Consider the following 24,771-nt stretch of genomic DNA (forward strand, 5'->3'; position numbering starts at 1 on the left):
GTTCCATTCGGAGTTTAATTTTATTAATTTTAATAATAAATCAACATATAAAAAATAAATAATTTTAATTATCTTCTAATTCAATATTAATACCTAAAGAACGAATTTCTTTTAAAAGAACATTAAAAGATTCTGGCATACCTGGTTCCATTTGATGACGATCATCTACAATATTTTTATACATCTTAGTACGACCACTAACATCATCAGATTTAACAGTTAACATTTCTTGTAGTGTATATGCTGCACCATATGCTTCTAGTGCCCAAACTTCCATTTCACCAAACCTTTGACCACCAAATTGTGCTTTTCCACCTAAAGGTTGTTGAGTAACTAAACTATATGAACCGGTAGAGCGTGCATGCATTTTATCATCTACTAAATGGTTAAGTTTCAACATATACATATAGCCAACTGTAACAGGACGTTCAAATTCTTCTCCTGTATGTCCATCAAAAAGTTTTATTTGACCTGAAGTAGGCAAATCAGCTAATTTTAGTAATTCTTTTATTTCGTTTTCTTTTGCACCATCAAAAACTGGTGTGGCAATTGGTAAACCTTTTCGTAGATTTTTAGCTAATTGAAGAATTTCATTATCTGAAAAAGAATTAAAGTTGATTTTTTGTCTGATATTATTTCCTAATTCATATGCACGTTGAATAAATTTTCGTAATTTTATTACTTTTTGTTGTTCTTTTAAAATTTTGTTAATTTTTTCTCCAATACCGTAAGCAGCCATTCCTAAATGAGTTTCTAAAATTTGTCCAATATTCATTCTGGAAGGAACACCTAATGGATTTAAAACAATATCAACTGGAATTCCATCTTTATCATACGGCATATCTTCTATTGGATTAATTTTAGATATTACTCCTTTATTACCATGACGACCAGCCATTTTATCACCTGGTTGAATTTGACGTTTTACAGCAAGATAGACTTTTATAATTTTTAATATTCCTGGAGCTAAATCATCCCCTTGAACTATTTTTTTGCTTTGTACTTCTAATCTTTTTTTAAATTCTTTTTTTATATCGTGATATTGTTTTATTAATTGTTGAACATTCTGTAGTTCTTTAATATTTTTAATGTTTTTTTTTATTGTTTCATCTGAAGGAAAATTAGTTATTATCGTATCAAGTTTTATTGAATTTTTAATCAAAATATGTTTTATGCGATCTAATAGACCTATTTCTAATATTTTTTGTTCTTCAAGTAGTTCTTTTTTAATTTTATTGAGTTTCATTTCTTCGATAGCAAGAGATCTTTTATCTTTTTGAACTCCTTCTCTAGTAAAAATCTGTACATCAATTACAGTACCTGATACCCCATTAGGTACTCTTAATGAAGAATCTTTCACATCAGAAGCTTTTTCTCCAAAAATAGCACGTAAAAGTTTTTCTTCTGGGGTGAGTTGTGTTTCTCCTTTTGGAGTGACTTTTCCTACTAAAATTTCGCTACCAATTACTTCTGCTCCAATATAAACAATACCGCTTTCATCTAATTTAGCTAATGCAGATTCACCTACATTTGGAATATCAGCTGTAATTTCTTCAGCTCCTAATTTAGTATCTCTTGATATACAAGCTAATTCTTGAATATGAATGCTAGTAAAGCGATCTTCTTGCACCACTCTTTCAGAAACTAATATAGAATCTTCAAAATTGTAACCATTCCAAGGCATAAAAGCTACACGCATATTTTGTCCTAGTGCTAATTCCCCAAGATCGGTGGAAGAACCATCAGCTAAAACATCACCACGCTCAACTATTTCGTTTAAAGAAATACATGGTTTTTGATTTATGCAAGTATTTTGATTAGAACGAATATATTTTGTTAAGTTATAAATATCAATTCCTGCTTCACCAGGAGATATTTCATTTTCATTAACTTTAATAACGATATTTGATGAATCAACAAATTTTATAATGCCTCCTCTTTTTGCTATTAATGTTACACCGGAATCAATTGCTACAGCACGTTCCATACCAGTACCAATTAATGGTTTGTCAGCTTTTAGTGTTGGAACGGCTTGACGTTGCATATTTGCTCCCATTAAAGCACGATTAGCATCATCATGTTCAAGAAATGGAATTAAAGATGCACCAACAGAAACGATTTGTTGAGTAGAAACGTCCATATAATTAATTTGATCACGATTAAATAAGTTAAATTCTCCTTTATGACGACATATTAATAAATTATCAACAAAAAAACTATTATCATCCATTTTAGCGCTTGCTTGAGCTATAACGTAATTACCTTCTTCAATAGCAGAAAGGTAACGAATTTCGCTAGATACTTTACCATTTATTACACGTCTATAAGGTGTTTCTAAAAAACCATATTCATTAGTTTGAGCGTAAACTGCTAAAGAATTTATTAAGCCAATATTTGGACCTTCTGGAGTTTCTATAGGACAAACACGCCCATAGTGTGTAGGATGAACGTCACGAACTTCAAATCCTGCACGTTCTCGAGTTAAACCACCTGGTCCTAATGCAGAAATACGACGTTTATGTGTTATTTCAGATAATGGATTATTTTGATCCATAAATTGTGATAATTGACTTGAACCAAAAAATTCTTTGATAGCTGCAGATATAGGTTTAGCATTGATCATATCTTGAGGTAGTAAATTTTCAAAATCCCCTAATGACAATCTTTCTTTCACTGCTCTTTCAACACGAACTAAACCAATACGAAATTGATTTTCAGCCATTTCTCCTATAGAACGTACACGACGATTTCCTAAATGATCAATATCATCAATTTCACCTTTTCCGTTTCTAATATCAATTAATTTTTTTATGACATCGATAATATCGATATTATTTAACGTGCCTAAACCTTCAATAGTTTTTCGTTGCAAAGATCGATTAAATTTCATACGTCCAACAGCAGATAAATCATAACGTTCTTCTGAAAAGAAAAGATTTTTAAATAAATTTTCAGCTGTTTCTCTCGTAGGAGGTTCTCCAGGACGCATCATACGATAAATTTCGACTAAAGCACTCATTCTATCATTTGTAGGATCAATACGTAATGTATCTGACATATAAGATCCATGATCAAGATCGTTAGTAAAAATTATTTCAATAATGCTATAACCCACTGATTTTAATTTATTAAAAATTTCTAAAGAAATACTAGAATTTGCTGATAAAATTATTTCACCTGTTTTTTTTTCAATATAATTTTTTGCAGAAACTTTGCCTAATATATATTCAACTGGAACTTCTATATGATCTATCTGATCTTTTTCTAATTCTCGCACATGACGAGCAGTAATACGGCGTCCTTTTTCTACATACACTTTGTTTTTAACTTGAATGTCAAAAGATGCTGTTTCTCCGCGTAATCTTTCTGGTAATAGCTGCATTTTTAATTGATTATCTTGACATATTTCGAATTTTACTTTTTCAAAAAATATATCAATAATTTCTTCACTCGTATAGCCTAATGCACGCATAAGAATTGTTACTGGTAGCTTTCTTCTACGATCAATACGAACAAATAAATGATCTTTCGGATCAAATTCAAAATCTAACCAAGAACCTCTATAAGGAATAATACGAGCATTATAAAGAACTTTTCCAGAAGAATGAGTTTTTCCTTTATCACTGTCAAAAAATACCCCAGGACTACGATGTAACTGAGAAACAACTACCCTTTCAGTTCCATTAACAACAAATGTACCATTATCAGTCATAATAGGAATTTCACCCATATATACTTCTTGAATTTTTATTTCTTTTTTTGAATGACTTATAATATCACGATTATGAATTACAAGACGTAAAGTTACCCGAAGAGGTACAGAATATGTAGCCCCTCTAATACGACATTCTCGTACATCAAAAACAGGCTCTCCTAAACGATAACTAACATATTGTAATTCAGAATTACCGTTATAACTTTTAATTGGAAAAATTGAAAGAAATGCAGCTTCTAATCCATATTGACCTTTTGGATCTTTTTCAATGAATTTTTGAAAAGAATCCAATTGAATAGAAAGAAGATAAGGGACGTCTAAAACTTGGGGACGTTTTCCAAAATTTTTACGAATCCTTTTTTTCTCAGTATAGGAGTAAATCATAGGATTCCTTTATTAAATTAAAGTTAACTTATCTTATCCGTTTGATTAATCAGACGGTGTTTTAAAATTATTCTTTTCTTCTGAAAAGAAAAGAATATTTGATGTAAAATAATTAATGTTTTAGTTAGTAAATAATTTTTTATTTTTCGAAAAATCTAAGGAACCATAAACAATAGTCAAATAATAAATTTAACATAAAAACGCTGGTGATTTATTTTTATATAATCACCAGCAATTAATTTTTTATAAAAAAAGATGTTGAATTTTTGTTATTTAATTTCAATATCGGCACCAGCTTCAGTTAAAATTGCTTTTAATGCAGATGAATCATCTTTATTAAGTCCTTCTTTAATAACTATTGGAGCAGATTCAACTAAATCTTTAGCTTCTTTTAAACCCAAACCAGTTGCGCTACGAACTGCTTTGATAACTGCAATTTTATTTGGTCCAATTGCTTTTAACATAACATCAAATGCTGTTTTTTCTTCGATTTTTTCGTTCGTATTATTACTTGCATTAGACATAGGAGCAGAAGCAGAAACACCAAATTTTTTTTCCATAGCAGTAACCAATTCTGATATTTCATTTATTGACATACTAGCAATAGTTTCTAAAATTTGATCTTTAGTGATGTTAGACATGACACTTAATCCTGAGAGTTACGATAAGTAAAATATATGTTTAGCAATGATAAAAAGAAAGGAATTGAGATTTTTATTTTTTTATATCTCGAATAGCAGATAATGTTCTGACAAATTTTCCTATTGAAATCTCTTGTATAATAAATAAAAATTTTATTAATACTTCTTCATAAGTTGGCAGCATTGCTAATTCATCAATATTCTCTGCTGTAATCAACTTTCCTTCAAAACATGCTGCTTTTATTTGAAATTGTGTATTATTTTTTGCAAATTCTTTAAAGATTCTAGCAGCTGATCCTGGATGTTCCATAGAATAAGCAATAATAGTGGGACCAAAAAGTTTTGATTTTAAAGATTCGAATTGAGTACCAATAATTATTCGGTTTAATAGTGTGTTACGAACAACTCGTATATACACATTTGATTTTCGACTGATTTTTCGTAATTCATTAATTTTTTCAACATTGATATTACGTAAATCTGCAATAATTGCGGATAACGCTTTTTTGGCGACTTTGCTTACTTCAACAACAATTTTTTGTTTGTCATGAAGATTTAATGCCATCAGATTTTGCTCCTAGATTTTGGTTAGAATTTATTAATGATCTAACTAATCTATTGATATAAAATATAGATATGTAAAAATATAATCAATAGAACCTAAGAATCAAATAAATTAGATTGATTCTTTAAAAAATATCATAATAGCTATTATATAATTTTTTATATAAAATTTTATTTATAAAATTTATAAAAATAGATTAATTTTTAAAATAAAAAATTTTTTAAATAAAAATTAATTTTTTGATAGATTTAAGCTATTTTGATCAACCATTAATCCTACACCCATAGTAGTAGACAAAGTTATCTTTTTAAAAAAAGTACCTTTTGAATTACTTGGTTTATTTTTTTTTAAAGATTTCAATAAAGATACTAAATTTTCTTTAATTTTATTAATATCAAAATTAATTTTTCCAATTGTTGCATGAATTATACCATTTTTATCGTTACGATACCTTACTTGTCCTAATTTTATATTTTTAATAGTTTCTTTCAGGTTATTAGTCACAGTACCTAATTTAGGATTAGGCATTAACCCTTTTGGACCTAAAATTTGTCCTAAACCGCTAACAATACTCATAACATCAGGAGATGCAATTAATACATCAAATTTTATTTCATTTTTTTTTATTTGATTAGACAAAGACTCCATTCCCACTATATCAGCTCCTGCTGATTTTGCTAAATCTGCATTATTTCCTTCAGCAAAAACAGCTATTCGTGTTGTTCGACCTAAACCATGAGGTAAAAAACTTGAACCGCGAACATTTTGATCTGATTTACGTGAATCAATACCTAAATTAACTGCTATATCAACGCTTTCTACAAATCTATTTGAAGCAGTATCTTTAAGAAGTGAAATAGCATCATCAATTGCGTACTGAACAGAATAATCAACTTTTTTATGAATATCGCGCATGCGTTTTGTTAACTTAATCATTATTAGTTATCCATTATAAGTAAACCCATAGAACGTGCAGTGCCTTCTATTGATTTTATTACTGAATTCAAATCACTACTATTCATATCTGAAATTTTTTTTTCCGCAATTTCACGTATTTGTAAACGATTAACTTTACCTACTTGCTCTTGTTTTGGTTTTTTAGCACCATTTGTAATACCAGCTGCTTTTTTCAATAAAATTGATGCAGGTGGATTTTTTGTTAAAAAACTAAAAGAACGATCATTGTATACAGTAATAATAACTGGAATAGGTATGCTTTTTTCTAAATGTTCAGTTTTTTTATTAAATTCTTTACAAAACTCCATAATATTCACTCCTTTTTGACCTAATGCAGGTCCAACAGGAGGACTAGGATTAGCCATACCAGCAGGTATTTGTAATTTTATATAAGTTTGTATTTTTTTTGCCATAAAAATTCTCTTTCAGTTTATATTGATATTCATTAAGTATGATTATTATTCATTAGTTTTTTTCTATTTGACTAAAATCTAACTCTACTGGAGTAGCACGACCAAAAATAGAAACTGAAACTTTTAAACGACTTTTTTCATAATCAACTTCTTCAACTATTCCATTAAAATCTGCAAAAGGACCATTATTTACCCGTATTGTTTCTCCTGGTTCAAATAATCTTTTTGGTCTTGGTTTATCTCCAGCTTTTTGTAACCTATTAATTATTTTTTCTACTTCTTGATCACTAATAGGAGATGGATGATCAGAAGTACCACCAACAAAACCCATAACACGTGAAATATTTCGTACTAAATGCCAACTAATCTCATTCATAATCATTTGAACTAAAATATAACCTGGAAAAAATTTTCTTTCACTTTTACGACGTTGACCTAATTTTATTTCAACAACTTCTTCTGTTGGAACAACAATATCACCAAACATTTCTTCCATTTTTTTTAATTTAATACGTTCATGTAGTGATTGCACGACACGATTTTCAAATCCAGAAAAAGTTTGTATTACGAACCAGCGTTTTCTTAGAATTTTTGACATTTTTTAGAATCTCAAGTTAGTAAAAAAAGTAACTACACGCACTAAAAAACTGTCTAATCCCCATAAAATTAATGATGTTAAAATAGTAATCACTATTACTATTAGTGTAATATTAAAAGTTTCTTTATGAGTTGGCCAAGAAATTTTATATATTTCTTTTTTTGCTTCTTTTAAAAAGAATACAAATTTTTTTCCTTTTTTTGTAAAAAGAAAAATAATACTTGAAAAAGTCATGAAAAAAAAGAGCGTTAAAGAACGCATGACTAAAGAAGTACTTCTATAATAATAATTACTTATTATTGCTAATATCAAAAGAACAACAATAACTATCCATTTTATGATTTCTATACTGTGGCGTTTATTCTTTTTCGCGTCAGTATTCACATTCATAGATTTCCTATAAAATTTATTTGAATATAAAAAATTATACTTATTATAAAAAAATTATAAAATACTAATCATAGTTTTCAATTAGTCGATAATATTTGCAACCACACCTGCACCAACAGTACGTCCTCCTTCTCGAATTGCAAATCTTAAACCTTTATCCATCGCAATGGGATGAATTAAATTCACAATCATTTTAATATTATCACCAGGCATAACCATTTCAATATCTTTTGATAATTCTATTGAACCAGTAACATCAGTGGTACGAAAATAAAATTGTGGACGATATCCTTTAAAAAATGGAGTATGACGTCCTCCTTCATCCTTGGAAAGAATGTAAACTTCTGCTTCAAATTTAGTGTGAGGTGTAATCGAACTCGGCTTTGCTAATACTTGTCCTCTTTCAATGTCTTCTCTTTTTATTCCTCTTAACAAGACGCCTACGTTTTCACCCGCTTGTCCTTGATCAAGAAGCTTTCTAAACATTTCTACTCCTGTACAAATAGATTTAACAGTATCTTTGATACCGATAATTTCAATTTCATCTCCTACTTTTACAATTCCTCGTTCTACTCGACCAGTAACGACTGTACCACGACCAGAAATAGAAAATACATCTTCTATAGGTAGTAAAAAAGGTTGATCAATAGCACGTTCTGGATTAGGAATATAACTATCTAGTATTTCTGATAGTTTAATTATTTTTTCTTCCCATTCAGGTTGTCCTTCTAGAGCTTTAAGTGCAGAACCACGTATTATAGGAGCAGTTTCTCCTGGAAAATCATATTGTGATAATAAATCTCTTACTTCCATTTCTACCAGTTCTAATAGTTCTTCATCATCTACTGCATCACATTTATTTAAAAAAACAATAATATAAGGAACTCCAACTTGTCTGGCAAGCAAAATATGTTCTCTTGTTTGAGGCATTGGACCATCTGTTGCAGCAACAACTAAAATCGCACCATCCATTTGAGCAGCCCCTGTTATCATGTTTTTTACGTAGTCAGCATGTCCAGGGCAATCTACATGAGCATAGTGCCGTTTCATCGTTTCATATTCAACGTGAGAAGTATTGATAGTAATACCTCTTGCTTTTTCTTCTGGTGCATTGTCTATTTGATCAAATGCACGAGCTTGTCCACCGTATTTTTTTGCAAGAACTGTAGTTATTGCTGAAGTTAAAGTAGTTTTACCATGGTCTACATGACCTATCGTTCCAACATTAATATGTATTTTATTTCTTTGAAATTGTTCTTTAGACATAACTTTATCCTCTAAAAAATAGAGATTCTTAATTATTAACTATAATTTTTCTTATAAATTAAAGTTGCTGATACCCAGAATTGAACTGGGGGCCTCATCCTTACCAAGGATGTGCTCTTCCAACTGAGCTATATCAGCAAAATCTATAAAAAAAATGAGCGGATAATGGGAATCGAACCCATATCATCAGCTTGGAAGGCTGAGGTAATAACCATTATACGATATCCGCTTTTTAAAAGATTAAGAACAGATGAAAAGTTTTAAAAACAGTAGTTTTTTTTGTAAACTCTATTATAAGATATTTATTATTTATAAATATATGGTGGGAGAAGGATTTGAACCTTCGAAGTCATATGACAACAGATTTACAGTCTGCCCCCTTTGGCCGCTCGGGAACCCCACCTTTTTTTGCCGGCTACCGGAATCGAACTGGTGACCTACTGATTACAAGTCAGTTGCTCTACCTATTGAGCTAAGCCGGCATTTTACTATCTACTACTTATATTGTTTTAATTCTTTCTTATTTTCTTGCTTTCGTCAAGAAAGATTTTTGATAAAATATCATATATAGTACATATAAGTATGTATTGTATATAAAAAACATTATTAATTAACATAATACATTATTTTTATGTTTTTTCTATAAAATTTTTTAAAAAAATTTAATAATACTTTTTTATTTTAAAAACTCATAAAAATTGTATCATTTTTAATTAAAAATGTTATTATAACTTCTTGTTTTTTAAAATAAAAAAATATTATGCAAACCTATCTACATTTTAATCGTAAAAAATGGATATCTTTAAATAATGCTACATCAATAAAATTTACAGAAAAAGATTTTAATAAGATTAATTTTTTTAAGAAAACTATTCCTTGGACTGAAATTACGGAAATATATTTACCGTTATTAGTTTTTTTAAATAATTTAATAAGTTTTTATTTAAAAAAACAACAATCCATTGCTAATTTTTTCCGCAATAAAAAAAAATTCCTTATATTATAAGTATTGCAGGTAGCGTGTCTGTTGGAAAAAGTACTACAGGTCGCTTATTACAAGTATTATTAAGCAATTACCCTCATAAAAGAAATGTTGGATTAGTTACAACTGATAATTTTCTCTTTCCTAATGAATTGCTGAAAAAAAAAAAATTAATGGACAAAAAAGGATTTCCTGAATCTTACGATATTCATAAATTAATTAAATTTGTTTCTGATTTAAAATCAGGTGTAAAAAAAATAAAAATTCCAGTTTATTCTCATGTTTTTTATGATATTTTACCTTTTTATAAAACTATGAAAACCCCAGATATTGTTATTATAGAAGGATTAAATGTTTTACAAAGTGGTATGGATTACTTACATGACCCTCATCATGTTTTTATTTCAGATTTTGTAGACTTTTCAATATATATTGATGCATCTGAATCACTTTTAAAAAAATGGTATATTGATCGTTTGTTAAAATTTAAAAAACAAGATTTTACTAACCCTGCTGCATATTTTTACAATTTTTCTTTACTTTCAGATGAAAAATTTATCATCATTGCTAATGAATTCTGGAAAAATATTAATGTAAAAAATTTAAAAAAAAACATTTTACCAACAAAAAAAAGAGCAAATTTAATTTTAACCAAAAGCTTTAATCATATAATAAAGCTTATTCGATTAAGAATATAAAAAAATAACAGTTTTTTTAATGTATCCTTATATTTAAAGGTTATCTATGTTAAATAAATTTTTTCAATCATCCATGATTTTATTTTTTTGTTCTTTTCTTCTAATATAAATTTTCCTTTTAAATCAACACCTCTAGCAATACCAATTTTTTTTTCATTTCCAATCATACATTTCACTGATTTATTTATGAAATAATCAAATCTTTTCCATTTATGAAAAAAAAAATTAAAACCATGCTCTTCAAATTCAATTAAAGTAGCATGAATTTTATTTATTATTTTAATTGTAAGTGTATTTCTATCAAAATTATTAATAATTTCTTCTAAAGAAATAGCTTTGTTAGCGACAGATGTGTATAAAAAATTTTGTTTTTTTAAATTAATACCAAGTCCTAATATTATTTTTTTTGTATTAATAGCTTCTATTAATATCCCGCCAAGTTTATATTTGTTAAAATACAAATCATTAGGCCATTTTACTTTAATGTTTTTTACACCAAATTTTTCTAAAACTTCAGCTACTACTATGCCTATAACTAAGCTAAATCCATCAATGTTTTTTTTCTTAAACTTCCAATATATAGATAAACAAATATTACATCCAAAAGATGTAAACCATTTTTTTCCATATGTTCCGCGACCAGAATATTGGTATTCAGTTATACAAATATCGCCATTTTTTAGCGCGCTAACATTATTGATGAGATATTGATTTGTAGAATTAATAATTGGTACAAAAATTAATTGAGGATATTTTAAGTTTTTTAGAATTTTTTTTTATTTAATAACTGTATTTTATCAAATAAATAATAAAATTTTTTATTTATAGAATATAATTTTAGTCCTAAAGAATGAATAATTTTTATATATGAATCAATTTGATTTTTATTAATTTTGAATCGTTTTTGTAAAAATGATATAGAATGTTTTTTTCCATCTGCAAGTATATTTATTAATTTTATTAAAAAAATATATCTTTTATATGAATGCATCAATTGCATTGAATTCACCTTTTCTATCGATAAAATGAACTTCTGGTTCTAACCATATATTAAATTTATTTCCTACTGTTTTATAAACATAACGCGAAAGATCAAGAATATTTTTAGGACTAGCATTTTTCTTATTAATTAAAATTAAAGGTTGTTTATGATAAATTTTTGCTCCTCCTATCATGTAGGAGGATAAATTACATTGATCAATTAACCAAGCTCCAGATATTTTAATTTGTTTATTTTTATAAAAAACATAAGAAATTTTAGGATATTTTTTAAGTAAATTTTTAAAGTTATTATCATTTTTAATTAAGGGATTTTTAAAAAAGCTTCCAGCGTTTCCATAAGTAGATAGGTCTGGTAATTTCTTTTTTCTTATAGAACAAATTGTATTAAATATCTTAATAGGTTGAACATATTTGTTCATATGTGTTAAGGCATAGTGATTTAATTTAGGTTGCCAATTTTTATATAGCTTTATACCAACTGATATTATAGCATAATTTTTATGATATTCGTTTTTAAAAATACTATTTCTATATCCAAATTTACATTCTTCTCGATATAATCGAGTTTTTTTATGATTATTAAAATTTAAAATATCAACATACTCACAAATACTATTAAAATCAACTCCATAAGCACCAATGTTCTGTATTGGTGCGGCACCAATTACACCTGGAATCATTGCAAGATTTTCTAGACCTGGTATTTTTTTATATATAGTAAATTTTACTAAATTATGCCAATTAATTCCTGCTCCAACATGTAAACGCCAATATTTATATTCTTCTTTAATATTTAACATCCATATTTTATTAATTACAATTAATCCTAAAAAATTTTCTAAGAAAAAAACATTACTCCCTTGTCCAAGAACTAAAAAAGGAAGATTATTTTCCTGACTATAATCCCAATATTTTTGCAGTTTTTTACAACTTTTAGCAAAAACAATAGATTTAGCATAAACTTTCAGTTTGAAAGTATTAAAATATTTTAATGATTGATAAGACATTTTTGTGAAATATTTATAAAATAAAAAACTATTTTTTATGTAAAAATTTATTTCTAGAAAATTTTTCTTAAAAATAAAAATATAATTTTTTTCAATAAACACATACTATTAAATAATATTTTTAATATTTATTTAACTAAAAAACAATATATAAAAAATTATTACTAATATTTTTAGATATATTAACTTTTATAAAAAAATATCTTTTTTTAATATTAAAAGTGTAAAAAAAATTATAGTTGTTCCCTAAATCATTAGTGATTTTTTTTTGTAAATAAATATTTTTTATATATGGGTTGTAAAGGATTTGAACCTTTGACCGATGGATTAAGAGTCCACTGCTCTACCAACTGAGCTAACAACCCTTTTTTATTAATTAATGTTTTTTTATATTCTTAAAAATAATTAATTACATATTTTTATAAAAATTTTTATAGTTTTAAAAAGATTGAAATTTTATAAAACAATAAAATTCAGTATTTATTTCAACACATATTATATAACTAATTATTTTTTGAATGAACAACTAATATCATTTTTTTTTGTATTGGAAACAAAATTTTTATATATATTTACTACTTCTCCAACAATTAATAAAGTTGGAGATTTTGGTTTTTCTTTTTCTATTGTTTTTATCAAACGTTTTAAATTAGTAATAATAACTTTTTGATTAATTCGTGTTCCGTTTTCTATAATAGCAATAGGAGTGTCTAGACACATACCATAAGTTTTTAACTGTATACTAATAGATTTAATCCAATGCATACACATATAAAAAATTAATGTTTGGTTCTGTTTTGCATAGATATAGTTTTTTAAATTAGGTTGTCCTGATTTATTATAACCGGAAATAAAACAAACAGATTGGCCTAGTTCTCTGTGAGTTAACGGAATTCCAATGGAAGCAGCGCATCCAATTGCCGCAGTTATACCTGGAATTATTTTACAACTAATTCCTATTTTATTCAAATTTTCTATTTCTTCTCCCCCTCTTCCAAATATAAAAGGATCACCTCCTTTTAGACGGACAACAACATATCCTTTTAACACAAAATGTTTAATAATATTATAAATATTATTTTGTTTAAATTCATGATAATTGAATTTTTTACCTACATTTATACAAATAGTTTTTTTTGAAATTTTTTTTAAAATTTCTGAACTAATTAAATTATCAAATAGTATTACGTCTGATTTTTTTAATATTTTTAAAGCTTTTAAAGTTAATAGTTCTGCATCACCAGGACCTGCTCCAACTAACCAAACACATCCTTTTTTTATTTTTTTTTTTATATTTTTCTTTTTTAAGAAAAAGCATATGTAATCTCATTTTTTTTAAATATTATTGTTATATATATATTTTTATAAAATTTTATTTTATATTAAAAAATTTTCCAAATGTCACTCTAGGTAGTTGATTATAATCTTTTATGGTCTGTACATTAGTAAAACCTTGTTTTCTTATAAAACTATTGATTTTTTTTCCTTGTTGAAATCCATGTTCTAAAAATAATAATCCATGTGATTTTAACCATTTTTTTGATTCTTGTATTATAAAAAATAAGTCTTGAAAACCATTATTTTTAGATATTAATGCATGCAATGGTTCAAAATTATTTTTTTTAAAAAAAAGATCATTTTTGTCAATATAAGGAGGATTACTAATAATAACATCAAATAACATATAAGGAACATTAGAAAACCAATTACTTAAAAAAAAAAAAACATTTTTAATATTTAAAGTATATGCGTTTTTACGAGCTAACATTATTGAATATTTTGAACAATCAATACCAAAAATCTTACAATCTGGTCTTTCGTGAGCAATAGCTAAAGCTATTGCACCAGATCCTGTACCTAAATCCAATATAGAAGATGGTTTTTTTGGTATATTATTTAAAGTATTTTCTACTAAAATTTCTGTATCTTGCCTTGGAATAAATACTTTATTATTCATATGAAGAGTTAATGACCAAAAATCCCATTTTTTCAATATATATTGAAGAGGTATTCCTTTTATCCTTTTTTTTAATAAATAATTAAGATTTTTAATTTGTTTATTGGTTAATATTTTATCATCAAAAACAGTTAACCAACTATATTTCTTTCCAGTCACTTGGGAAAGTAAATATAAAGCTTCGCATTTTGGATTTTCTACATTTTTTAAAAATTTAATAGCGTTTTTAAGCCATATATAGATTTTCATATCTTTTGATTTATTAGTTTTAATAACTGTTTTTCTTGATATGCTTGAATAATAGGATTAATTAAGGAATCAAGTTTTCCATTCATAATTTCATATAATTGATATAAAGTTAAATTTGTTCGGTGATCAGTAATTCTATTTTTTGGAAAATTATATGTTCGAATTCTATCTGATCGTTCACCGCTACCTAATAATTCTCTTCTTATAGAAGTTTCTATAGATTGACGTTTTTTAATTTCTGCAGCATTAATACGCATAACAAGTACTTCAAGAGCTTTTGCTTTATTTTTATGTTGTGATCTTTCTGCTTGACATTCAACAACAATACCAGTAGGTAAATGAGTTATACGTATAGCAGAATCTGTAGTATTTACATGTTGTCCACCAGCACCTGATGAACGAAAAGTATCTATTTTTAAATCGTTAGATTTTATTTCAGGCAAATTAGATTTAGGTAAGATAGGCATAACTGCAACTGTACATGTTGAGGTATGTATTCTTCCTTGAGATTCTGTTTCTGGGACACGTTGCACACGATGTCCTCCTGATTCAAATTTTAGTTTTTCATATACTTTTTTACCAATTATTTTAGCAATTATTTCTTTAAAACCTCCATGTTCTCCTTCATGAAAACTCATTATGTCTATTTTCCATGTATTATTTTCGACATATTTTGTATACATTTTAAATAAATCACCTGCAAATATAGCAGCTTCATTTCCTCCAATACCAGCTCTAATTTCAATAAAACAATTACGTTTATCATCATCATCTTTAGGTAAAAGTAAATAATGAATTTGTTTTTCTAATAATTTAGTTTTTTTTAATTCTTTATTTAATTCTTCTTGTGCTATCTCATAAATTTCTGAATCTTGCAGAAGCGATTTTATTTCATCAATATTATTTTGTTGATTTTGCCACTTAACAAAAAAGTTATATATTTTGCTAATTTTTGTATATTCTTTAGAATATTTATAAAATAATTCATTATTTAAAATAATTTCTTGTTTGCTTAATAATTTTTCTAGTTTTTTATGTCTTAGCTCTATTTGTTTTAATTTTTCGATAATAGCTTTTTTCATATTTGATTTTTTATAGGTAAATTAGTGAATTTTATTTTATTAAATTATTTTATAAAAACTTTGTAACTATTATCTTTTCTTAAAAACATTAAATTAAACGTTAATATAATTGATACATATATTAAACATTTTATAAGTTTTTATGTTAATTTTTCTGATATTTTTAATATATTTTTTTATAAAAATAAAAAATTAATTTTTTATTTTTTAGATATATAATATTTTTTATAAAAAATTTTTAAATAATTTTTCGTAAATAATATACATTGCACAAATTTTTATATAATCAACGTTTGTGATTAGTGAATGGTTAGTTAATATAAGTTATTCTTTATAAGAATTATAGTGTTACATAATTTTTTATACTATTCTAATTTTATTAGAATAAAATTTTTATTTCATAAAAATATTTTTTTAAAATATTTATAATGTTAACTATAAAATTATAATTCGTATTAAAGATTAGTTATACATTTTGTTATAAAATTTTATACCTTAAATAAAATGAATTGTTAATAAAATTAGTAATTTTATTCTATAATGTATATATTTTGCAATAAAGAAAAAATAATTTATCTCAAAATTTGAAGAAATATAATGAAAAATTGGTTATCTCCAGCAAAACTAAATTTATTTTTTTATATTAATAATAAAAAACATGGTTATCATAATATAAAAACATTGTTTCAAATATTAGATTACAATGATACTTTATCTATTTCAGTAAATCATAGTGAAAAAATAAATATAATTGATAAATCTAACAAAATTCCATTAGAAAAAAATTTAATTTTGCATGCAGCAAAAATATTATTTTTTTTCGCAGAAAAAAAAAAATATTTAAATTAGGAGCTACTATTAAAATAAAAAAAAAAATTCCAATTGGAAGTGGATTAGGAGGTGGGTCATCTAATGCAGCTACGACCTTAGTTGCTTTGAATTATTTATGTAAAATTCATTTTTCTAGTAATTTTTTAGAAAAAATAGGGGCAAATTTAGGATGTGATATTCCATTATTCATTAGAGGACATACCTCTTTTGGAGAAGGTAAAGGTGACAGATTAAAACCATTTTGTTTATTAAAAACAAAATGGTATTTAATTTTATATCCTAATATTCAAATATCTACTAAAGAAATTTTTCAAGAATATTCGATCAAAAATCATAATAAAAGTTTTTCTTCATTATCTTCGTTATTTAATAAACCATTTAAAAATGATTGTGAAGAAATAGTAAGAAAAAAATATAGTTTAATTAATAAACTCTTTTTATGGTTATCTCAATATGCTACTCCAAATCTTACTGGTACTGGTTCGTGTGTTTTTGCTATTTTTAATAAAAAAAAACATGCTGAAAATGTACTTTTATTAATTCCAAAATGGACAGAGGGTTTTATTAGCAAGGGTATTAATGCTTCTCCTTTAAAAAAATTATGTAATTCACAAAAAAATACATTTTAATTTTTTTGAGATTCATGAAAATATAAAGTTTTTAATAAAAATTATTTTATTATCAGATAGTGAGGGTTTATGCCTGAAATGAAAATTTTTGCTGGAAACGCTATTCCAGAATTAGCAAAACGTATTGCTAGTAAACTATATACTAATTTAGGAAATGCTAAAATTAGCCGTTTTAGTGATGGAGAAGTAAGCGTCCAAATTAATGAAAACGTTCGCGGTGATGATATTTTTATTATTCAATCCACTTGTTTTCCAACTAATGATAATTTAATTGAATTAATAGTTATGGTTGATGCTTTACGAAGAGCTTCAGCTGCACGTGTTACTGCTGTAATTCCTTATTTCGGATACGCACGTCAAGATAGACGTGTAAGATCTGCTCGTGTACCAATTAGCGCAAAAGTAATTGCTGATTTTCTTTCTAGTGTAGGTATAGATAGAGTATTAACAGTAGATTTACATGCTGAACAAATACAGGGATTTTTTGATGTCCCCGTTGATAATGTTTTTGGTAGTCCAGTATTATTAGAAGATATGTTACAAATTGGATTAGAAAATCCAGTAGTTGTTTCCCCTGATATTGGAGGAGTAGTGCGTGCACGTGCAATAGCTAAATTATTAAATGATACTGATATGGCAATTGTTGATAAAAGACGCCCTCGTGCTAATATAGCGCAAGTAATGAATATTATTGGAGATGTTAAAGATCGTGATTGCGTATTAGTAGATGATATGATTGATACTGCAAGTACTTTATATAAAGCTGCTGAAGCTCTAAAATTAAATGGCGCAAAAAGAGTATTTGCATATGCAACACATCCAGTTTTTTCTGGAAATGCTATTAATAATTTGTCTCAATCAGTGATTGATGAAGTTGTTATATGTGATACAATACCGTTATCTAATGAAATCATGTCTTTAAAAAAGGTACGAGTTTTAACTCTTTCAGCAATGTTAGCAGAAACTATTCGACGTATTAGTAATGAAGAATCCATTTCAGTAATGTTTGAACATTAATATAAAAATGTTAAATTTTGATTTAATATTTTTTTTTTTAGTTTAAAATGTTTTTACAATAATATATGTATTTTATCAAAAAATTTACTGTGAAAAAAATTAAACTAATAGTAGGACTAGCTAATAAAGGAAAAGAATATACCCAAACCAGGCATAATGTAGGTTCTTGGTATTTAAAAAAATTAGCAAAAAAATACAATCAAATTTTAAAAGAAGAAAAAAAATTCCTAGGATATACTACAATAATTAATTGCTGCGACAGCAAATTACATCTTTTAATTCCTTCTACTTTTATAAACTTTAGCGGACAATCAGTAGCTAAAATTGTAAATTTTTATCATATTAAATCAGAAGAAGTACTAATCGTTCATGATGAATTAGATTTTGTTCCAGGTATTGCAAAATTTAAAATAAAAAGCAGCTATAGCGGTCATAATGGCATAAAAAATATAAGTACAGAATTAGGTTTATCTTTTAAATTTTATAGATTAAGAATTGGTATAGGCAGACCCATTAATAATGAAAAAATTAACAAATTTGTATTAAATAAACCATCTTTTTTTGAAAAGAAATTAATTGATAAATCTATTGATAAAGCTATAAATTGTACTGAAGATTTTTTAAATAATCCATTAAAAGCAATGGATAAATTACACGCTTTTAAAGCTTCAATTGACTGAATTTATTATTATTATTACAATTTATTTATAAGAGAGGGAAAATGTGGAACTAAAAGTAGGTATTATTGGTCTTCCTAATGTTGGTAAATCTAGTCTATTCAATTCATTAACTAACTTAAATATTGAAGCAAAAAATTTTCCATTTTGTACTATACAACCAAATATTGGCATTATTCCTGTCCCTGACAATAGATTACAAAAACTTAAAGACATTGTAAATTCTAAAAAAGTTATACATAGCACAATAAAATTTGTAGATATTGCAGGTTTAGTTAAGGGAGCTCATAAAGGTGAAGGATTGGGAAATCAATTTTTACATAATATCCGTGAGACAACTGCTATTATTCATGTAGTACGTTGTTTTAATGATAGAAAAATTACACATATTACAGGAGATGTAAATCCAATAGAAGATATTAAAATAGTGAATACTGAATTGATCTATTCAGATTTCGAAATATGTGAATTAGCTATTAATCAAATACAAAAAAAAAATAGAAATAAAAAAAACATTTCTAATTTAGAATTAATAACATTAGACAAATGCTTAAAACATTTAATAAAAAACTCTCCATTACGTATTTTAAATTTAAGTGCAGATGAAAAAAATATTATATCTCGTTGGAACTTTTTAACTCTTAAACCTGTTATTTATTTAGCTAATATTAGTGAAGATAATCAAAAAAATAGTGATTATTATCAAAAAGTTTTATGTTTTATAGAAAAAGAAAACTCAAAAATTTTAAAATTATGCATAAAAAAAGAATCTGACTTAATGCAATTTAATTCTAAAGAATATAAAAAATTAAGCCAATCTTTTGACACTCAAAGATCAAGTCTTGATAAAATTATACAAGCTAGTTATAAAATGCTTAACTTACATACATATTTTACTGTAGGTAAAAAAGAAATTCATTCATGGACAGTACCAATTGGAACAAATGCTTTAGAAGCATCTGGAAAAATTCATAGCGATTTCAAAAAAGGTTTTATTAGAGCTCAAATTATTGCTTATCAAGATTTTATCTTATATAAAAGTGAAAATAAAATAAAATCATTAGGAAAAATGAAATTAGAAGGTAAAAAATATATTATAAAAGATGGTGATATTGTTAGATTTCTATTTAATATTTAATTATTTTAGATGATCGGTTAATATAATTTAACTCGTTTACATTAAAACTAATATAATATATTTTTTTTCACTAGAAATAAACTTTTTAGATTTTTTATGTCATAAATATTTGAATAATATAAAATAAATTCTTTTATTTTTAGTTTTTTTTATAAAAAGTAACAATTTTTTTTATTTTTTTTAAAGTACTATTACTTTATTTAATTAATTGTTTTATACAAATTTTTAGCATATGTTAATTCATATTTTGTTAGAAATTAGTTTTTTTGAACTTAATTTAAAAATATCTTGATTATGTACTGTAGGCACAGTAATAATTTTAACATCATCATTTAGGTCCATGATTATTTTAAGAATTATTCATAATTGTTGAAAGTCTTTTTCTCCAAAAAAAATTGGGAGTATTAAATAACTTAATTATAAGAGTAGTAACAATTTTCAAAAATAAGACAATTTTTAACTTTAAGAATTGAATAAAAGGTTTCTAATAAAGATTTTATTAAATTTTAAAAGAATATTTTATTAATAAAAAACTTAAAAAATAAATCAATATTTTTAAGTTTTCAATGTTTATAATCTTCTTTATAGAGTTTTGAGTATCATTAAAAACCGTAAAAGGAACTAGATTGAATTAGATTCATAAAAGTTTAAAAAAAAATGATGTTAACATATTAATGAGTTTTTTAATTTAATTGTAAATATCTGTTATAAATATTTTTCTATTCTAGGAACTAGACCAATATCCTTATTTTCTTTATGCTAATTAATAATTAATTGTTTTAATACTAATATATTATTAATAATAAAAAATTTTAACGGTTAAATTTATAAAAACGTATGTTCTAAAGAAGGAAATATACTATTTTTTACTTCATAAACGTAAGCACGAATAGCAGAACGTATATTATTATTTTTTATAAGAAAGTTTTTTACAAATTTTGGGATATTCCCGCTAGTAATTCCTAATGCATCATGCATAACTAAAATTTGTCCATCAGTTTTATTACCAGATCCAATGCCAATTATTGGAATTTTTAGTTCCTTTGTCATTTGTTTTGCAAGTTCAGAAGTAATACATTCAACTACTATCATTTTTAGTCCAGATTTTTCTAAGATAATTGCATCTGATAAAATTTGATGGAATTGCTCTTGGGCACGTCCTTGTACTTTATATTTTCCAAATAAATTAATTGATTGTGGGGTTAAACCGATATGTCCACATACTGGAATGGATCGTTCTGTTAACAAAGATACAATATCTTTTAACCAATGGCCACCTTCTATTTTGATTATATTAGCACCAGCTTGTATAATTTTTTTAGAATTTTTAAAAGCCTTTTTAGGGCAAGTATAACTCATAAAAGGTAAGTCAGCAATAATTAACGAATTAGGAGCTCCTTTTCTAACACCACGAACATGATATACTATATCTTTTACTGTAACTGGAATAGTAGAATTATGCCCTTGTATAGTTATACCTAATGAATCGCCTACCAACATTACTTGTATACCTTCTTCAAAAAAGAGTCGAGCAAAACTAAAATCATATACAGTGAGAGCAGCAAACTTAATTTTTTCTTTTTTCCACTGATATATTTTTGAAATTGTTATATTATCCATTATTTTCTCTTATTAATTATTATATATATAAAAATAATACTAAATTATTTTAATATCATTAGTACTAGTTTTTTTTAAAATTTCTGAAAGCTTATTTCCATCTGGAAAAACTAAATTTGAAGTGATTTCATACAAAGGTATCAAAAAAAAATTACGATTATAAATATCATAATGCGGTATTGTTAAATATGATGTGCAAATTTTTAAATCTCCAAATAATAAAATATCAATATCAATAATACGTGAATGCCATTTATTTGATAAATTTCTTACACGTCCTTGTTTAAGTTCAATAGTTTGAATTTTTTGCATGAAATGATATACATTTATTTCGGTTTTTAATAGAACAACAGCATTAATATAGTCTGGTTGATTAAGAAAACCATATGGTTTAGTTTGATAAAAAGAGGATGTTTTTATTCTTTTAGTTAAAGAAATTTGATCTATACTTTTAATAGCTTTTTTTATTTGTTGTAATGGATTATTAAGGTTGCTACCAAGAGCAATGTATGTATATGTCATAATATTAATGTATTAAAAATAAAACATTTTTTCATTAAATATTTTATGTATTCAATATAATTAAAATACAATATTTTATATTGCAAAAAAATCTCTTCTTTCTACTGCTTTTTCAATAGTTTCAATCAATATTAAAAGTTCTTGTGTAGTGATTATATAGGGAGGAACAAGATAAATAAATTTAAAAAATGGACGAATCCACACACCTTTTTCTACAAAAAATTTTTGTATTTTAGCTATATTTATTATTTTTTTACATTCAACTATTCCTATAGCACCTAATACACGTATATCTTTAACTTGAGGATATTTTAATAAAGGAATCAAACCTTTTTGTAATATATTTTCAATATGCTTGACTTTTTTTTCCCAATTTGTTTCTATTAACAAATTAATACTTTCTAGTGAAACTGCGCAAGCTAAAGGGTTTCCCATAAAAGTAGGACCATGCATAAAACTTTTTGGTATACTTGCATCAATACCATCAGATATTTCTTTTTTACAGACAACTGCAGCAAGAGTCAAGTTACCTCCTGTTAAAGCTTTTCCAATACAGATAATATCTGGTATTACATTATCAGCATGTTGATAAGCAAACATTTTCCCGCTTCTTCCAAAACCAGTTGCAATTTCATCAAAAATTAATAAAAGATCATAATCATTACATATTTCACGTACTTTTTTTAAAAAATTTGGATGATAAAAATACATACGACCAATACCTTGGAAAATAGGCTCTAAAATTACAGCTGCTATTTCCGAATGATTGTTTTTAACTAGTCTAAAAAAATCATCGATATCAGAATTTTTCCATTTTTTATGGAATGCAGATTTCGGAGATTCAGCAAAAATATGACAGGGAAAATATTTATTCCAAAATGAATGGATTGAATTATTAAGATCTGATATAGACATAGCACCAAACGTGTCACCATGATATCCATTTTTAATAGTTAAAAGACGTGTTTTATTTCTTTTTTTACCCATCCAATATTGAAACGCCATTTTCATAGATACTTCGATAGCTATTGAACCTGAATCTGCAAGAAAAATACATGAAAGCGGTTTTGGCATAATACTTAAAATTTTTTTACATAAATGAATAGCTGGGATATGAGTTATTCCTCCAAACATTACGTGAGACATGTTATTTATTTGCTTTTTTAAAGCATTATTTAATCTTGGATGGTTATATCCATGTATAGCAGTCCACCATGAAGACATACCATCAATTAACAATTTACCATTAAATAGTTCTAGTTTACAACCATAAGCTTTTTTTACAGGATAACATGGTAAAGGTTTTTTTATTGAAGTATAAGGATGCCATATATGGTTTCGATCAAAATTGTAATCTTTGTTAGTAAACATTTATATTTTTACCAAAAATTATGTAGTTTTTAATAGTATAGAAGTAATTATAATCTTCTAAAAATGAGAAAAAATATATGAAAAAAAAGTGGACATACAAAAAAATAAAAGATTTGTTTCAAACACCTTTTTTTGATCTTATGTTTAAAGCACAAAATGTACATCGTAAAAATTTTAATCCACATTTTTTACAAATTAGTAGTTTGTTTTCAATTAAAACTGGTTTATGCGCAGAAGATTGTAAATATTGTGCTCAAAGTGCAAAATATAACACTAAATTAAAAAGTAAAAAGTTAATAGATATAGACATAGTATTAAAAGCAGCTAAAATTGCTAAACAAGAAGGTGTTAGTCGATTTTGTATAGGAGCAGCTTGGAGAAATATAAAAGATAAAGATTTATTATATCTACAAAAATTAATAAAAGAAATAAAATCTTTAGGGATGGAAACCTGTATGACATTAGGTTTTTTAAACGAAAAACAAGCAAAAGTTTTAGCTGATGCAGGACTAAATTTTTATAATCATAATCTTGATACTTCTCCTAATTTTTATAAAAAAATCGTCACTACACGCACATACCAAGATAGAATCAATACAATTAATATTGTTAGAAAAGCAGGCATAAAGGTTTGTTCTGGAGGAATTCTAGGATTAGGTGAAAATATGAAAGATCGTATTGATTTATTACTAGAACTTTCTAGTCTCTCTGTACCACCAGAAAGTGTGCCTATTAATATGTTGGTAAAAATAAAAGGCACTCCATTAAATAATGATACTGTAAAAAAAATAGATGTTTTTGAATTTATTCGAACAGTTGCAGTAGCACGTATTATAATGCCTACATCGTATATTCGTCTTGCTGCAGGACGTAATAAAATGAGTGAAGAAATGCAAGCTATATGTTTTATGGCAGGTGCAAATTCTATTTTTTATGGTAACAAACTACTAACAACATTAAATTCTAAAAAAAGTAAAGATCTAATTTTATTTAAAAAATTAAATATAAAAACAATATTTTCATGTTTTGATAAAAAAACTCAAGAAAAATATATATAAAA

At 25.7% G+C, this 24,771-nt stretch carries 23 protein-coding genes, 5 tRNA genes and 1 pseudogene; 7 read left to right on the top strand and 22 right to left on the bottom strand.

Annotated elements, in window-relative coordinates:
* Positions 1-64: 64 nt before the first annotated feature.
* From rpoB to TGUWTKB_RS01915, 12 genes are all read right to left on the bottom strand, one after another.
* Positions 65-4,099, bottom strand: a complete 4,035-nt coding sequence (gene rpoB / locus TGUWTKB_RS01860) for a DNA-directed RNA polymerase subunit beta (RefSeq protein ID WP_041063020.1) — start codon at positions 4,097-4,099, stop codon at positions 65-67.
* A 269-nt stretch (positions 4,100-4,368) separates the two neighbouring features.
* Positions 4,369-4,740 (bottom strand): 50S ribosomal protein L7/L12, encoded by a 372-nt coding sequence (gene rplL / locus TGUWTKB_RS01865; RefSeq protein ID WP_041063023.1) that lies wholly within the window; start codon positions 4,738-4,740, stop codon positions 4,369-4,371.
* A 73-nt stretch (positions 4,741-4,813) separates the two neighbouring features.
* Positions 4,814-5,305 (bottom strand): 50S ribosomal protein L10, encoded by a 492-nt coding sequence (rplJ, locus tag TGUWTKB_RS01870; protein WP_041063027.1) that lies wholly within the window; start codon positions 5,303-5,305, stop codon positions 4,814-4,816.
* Between the two features lie 231 nt (positions 5,306-5,536).
* On the bottom strand, positions 5,537-6,241 hold the full coding sequence (gene rplA, locus TGUWTKB_RS01875) for a 50S ribosomal protein L1 (protein WP_041063030.1): 705 nt from the start codon (positions 6,239-6,241) through the stop codon (positions 5,537-5,539).
* Between the two features lie 2 nt (positions 6,242-6,243).
* The gene (gene rplK, locus TGUWTKB_RS01880) at positions 6,244-6,675 is read right to left on the bottom strand and encodes a 50S ribosomal protein L11 (RefSeq protein ID WP_041063033.1); all 432 of its coding nucleotides are present in this window, start codon (positions 6,673-6,675) and stop codon (positions 6,244-6,246) included.
* A gap of 52 nt (positions 6,676-6,727) precedes the next feature.
* A complete protein-coding gene (gene nusG, locus TGUWTKB_RS01885) occupies positions 6,728-7,273 on the bottom strand; it encodes a transcription termination/antitermination protein NusG (RefSeq protein ID WP_041063036.1) in 546 nt (181 codons plus the stop codon).
* A 3-nt stretch (positions 7,274-7,276) separates the two neighbouring features.
* On the bottom strand, positions 7,277-7,663 hold the full coding sequence (gene secE, locus TGUWTKB_RS01890; protein ID WP_041063039.1) for a preprotein translocase subunit SecE: 387 nt from the start codon (positions 7,661-7,663) through the stop codon (positions 7,277-7,279).
* An 81-nt stretch (positions 7,664-7,744) separates the two neighbouring features.
* Positions 7,745-8,929, bottom strand: a complete 1,185-nt coding sequence (tuf, locus tag TGUWTKB_RS01895) for an elongation factor Tu (RefSeq protein ID WP_041062952.1) — start codon at positions 8,927-8,929, stop codon at positions 7,745-7,747.
* 65 nt (positions 8,930-8,994) lie between these two features.
* Positions 8,995-9,067: transfer RNA gene (locus TGUWTKB_RS01900), tRNA-Thr, on the bottom strand.
* A gap of 19 nt (positions 9,068-9,086) precedes the next feature.
* A tRNA-Gly gene (locus tag TGUWTKB_RS01905) sits at positions 9,087-9,158 on the bottom strand.
* 91 nt (positions 9,159-9,249) lie between these two features.
* Positions 9,250-9,332: transfer RNA gene (locus tag TGUWTKB_RS01910), tRNA-Tyr, on the bottom strand.
* Between the two features lie 6 nt (positions 9,333-9,338).
* A tRNA-Thr gene (locus tag TGUWTKB_RS01915) sits at positions 9,339-9,411 on the bottom strand.
* Between the two features lie 278 nt (positions 9,412-9,689).
* Between TGUWTKB_RS01915 and coaA the strand changes: the two are divergent.
* Positions 9,690-10,609, top strand: a pseudogene (gene coaA, locus TGUWTKB_RS01920) (type I pantothenate kinase).
* 44 nt (positions 10,610-10,653) lie between these two features.
* Here coaA and TGUWTKB_RS03385 read toward each other — a convergent pair.
* The 7 genes from TGUWTKB_RS03385 to prfA all read right to left on the bottom strand — a co-directional run bounded on the left by TGUWTKB_RS03385 (position 10,654) and on the right by prfA (position 15,906).
* Positions 10,654-11,379 carry a biotin--[acetyl-CoA-carboxylase] ligase gene (locus TGUWTKB_RS03385; protein WP_082018166.1) on the bottom strand — a complete coding sequence of 242 codons (726 nt, stop codon included), beginning with the start codon at positions 11,377-11,379 and terminating at the stop codon, positions 10,654-10,656.
* A complete protein-coding gene (locus TGUWTKB_RS03320) occupies positions 11,373-11,609 on the bottom strand; it encodes an HTH domain-containing protein (protein ID WP_052459550.1) in 237 nt (78 codons plus the stop codon). Before TGUWTKB_RS03320 ends, TGUWTKB_RS03385 begins: the two co-directional genes overlap by 7 nt.
* Complete coding sequence (murB, locus tag TGUWTKB_RS01930) at positions 11,587-12,618, bottom strand: UDP-N-acetylmuramate dehydrogenase (protein WP_041063589.1); 1,032 nt, start codon at positions 12,616-12,618, stop codon at positions 11,587-11,589. Before murB ends, TGUWTKB_RS03320 begins: the two co-directional genes overlap by 23 nt.
* Positions 12,619-12,910: 292 nt before the next feature.
* Positions 12,911-12,983 (bottom strand) — tRNA-Lys (locus TGUWTKB_RS01935).
* Between the two features lie 142 nt (positions 12,984-13,125).
* Entirely contained in the window at positions 13,126-13,938 is an 813-nt protein-coding gene (gene cobA / locus TGUWTKB_RS01940) for a uroporphyrinogen-III C-methyltransferase (protein WP_052459551.1), read from the bottom strand.
* A 52-nt stretch (positions 13,939-13,990) separates the two neighbouring features.
* Positions 13,991-14,824: a peptide chain release factor N(5)-glutamine methyltransferase gene (gene prmC / locus TGUWTKB_RS01945; RefSeq protein WP_041063042.1), complete on the bottom strand. Its 834-nt coding sequence runs from the start codon at positions 14,822-14,824 to the stop codon at positions 13,991-13,993.
* Positions 14,821-15,906, bottom strand: coding sequence for a peptide chain release factor 1 (gene prfA, locus TGUWTKB_RS01950; protein ID WP_041063045.1), 1,086 nt, complete (start codon positions 15,904-15,906; stop codon positions 14,821-14,823). Before prfA ends, prmC begins: the two co-directional genes overlap by 4 nt.
* Positions 15,907-16,503: 597 nt before the next feature.
* Here prfA and TGUWTKB_RS03390 point away from each other — a divergent pair.
* From TGUWTKB_RS03390 to ychF, 5 genes are all read left to right on the top strand, one after another.
* Entirely contained in the window at positions 16,504-16,755 is a 252-nt protein-coding gene (locus TGUWTKB_RS03390; protein ID WP_052459552.1) for a 4-(cytidine 5'-diphospho)-2-C-methyl-D-erythritol kinase, read from the top strand.
* A gap of 32 nt (positions 16,756-16,787) precedes the next feature.
* Positions 16,788-17,366, top strand: coding sequence for a 4-(cytidine 5'-diphospho)-2-C-methyl-D-erythritol kinase (ispE, locus tag TGUWTKB_RS03360; protein WP_232501634.1), 579 nt, complete (start codon positions 16,788-16,790; stop codon positions 17,364-17,366).
* Between the two features lie 69 nt (positions 17,367-17,435).
* Positions 17,436-18,383, top strand: coding sequence for a ribose-phosphate pyrophosphokinase (locus tag TGUWTKB_RS01960; RefSeq protein ID WP_041063048.1), 948 nt, complete (start codon positions 17,436-17,438; stop codon positions 18,381-18,383).
* An 89-nt stretch (positions 18,384-18,472) separates the two neighbouring features.
* Complete coding sequence (gene pth / locus TGUWTKB_RS01965; RefSeq protein ID WP_041063593.1) at positions 18,473-19,063, top strand: aminoacyl-tRNA hydrolase; 591 nt, start codon at positions 18,473-18,475, stop codon at positions 19,061-19,063.
* A 43-nt stretch (positions 19,064-19,106) separates the two neighbouring features.
* Entirely contained in the window at positions 19,107-20,198 is a 1,092-nt protein-coding gene (ychF, locus tag TGUWTKB_RS01970) for a redox-regulated ATPase YchF (RefSeq protein WP_041063051.1), read from the top strand.
* Positions 20,199-21,023: 825 nt separating this feature from the next.
* On the opposite strand, the gene panB is transcribed toward ychF, so the two are convergent.
* The 3 genes from panB to bioA form a co-directional block, all read right to left on the bottom strand.
* Positions 21,024-21,818, bottom strand: coding sequence for a 3-methyl-2-oxobutanoate hydroxymethyltransferase (gene panB / locus TGUWTKB_RS01975; RefSeq protein WP_041063054.1), 795 nt, complete (start codon positions 21,816-21,818; stop codon positions 21,024-21,026).
* Between the two features lie 39 nt (positions 21,819-21,857).
* Positions 21,858-22,340 (bottom strand): 2-amino-4-hydroxy-6-hydroxymethyldihydropteridine diphosphokinase, encoded by a 483-nt coding sequence (gene folK / locus TGUWTKB_RS01980; protein WP_041063057.1) that lies wholly within the window; start codon positions 22,338-22,340, stop codon positions 21,858-21,860.
* A 75-nt stretch (positions 22,341-22,415) separates the two neighbouring features.
* Positions 22,416-23,711: an adenosylmethionine--8-amino-7-oxononanoate transaminase gene (gene bioA, locus TGUWTKB_RS01985; RefSeq protein WP_041063060.1), complete on the bottom strand. Its 1,296-nt coding sequence runs from the start codon at positions 23,709-23,711 to the stop codon at positions 22,416-22,418.
* A gap of 77 nt (positions 23,712-23,788) precedes the next feature.
* Between bioA and bioB the strand changes: the two genes are divergently transcribed.
* On the top strand, positions 23,789-24,769 hold the full coding sequence (gene bioB / locus TGUWTKB_RS01990; protein WP_052459554.1) for a biotin synthase BioB: 981 nt from the start codon (positions 23,789-23,791) through the stop codon (positions 24,767-24,769).
* Positions 24,770-24,771 lie beyond the last annotated feature (2 nt).

The sequence above is a fragment of the Candidatus Tachikawaea gelatinosa genome, assembly GCF_000828815.1.
Classification (GTDB): Bacteria; Pseudomonadota; Gammaproteobacteria; order Enterobacterales; family Enterobacteriaceae; genus Tachikawaea; species Tachikawaea gelatinosa.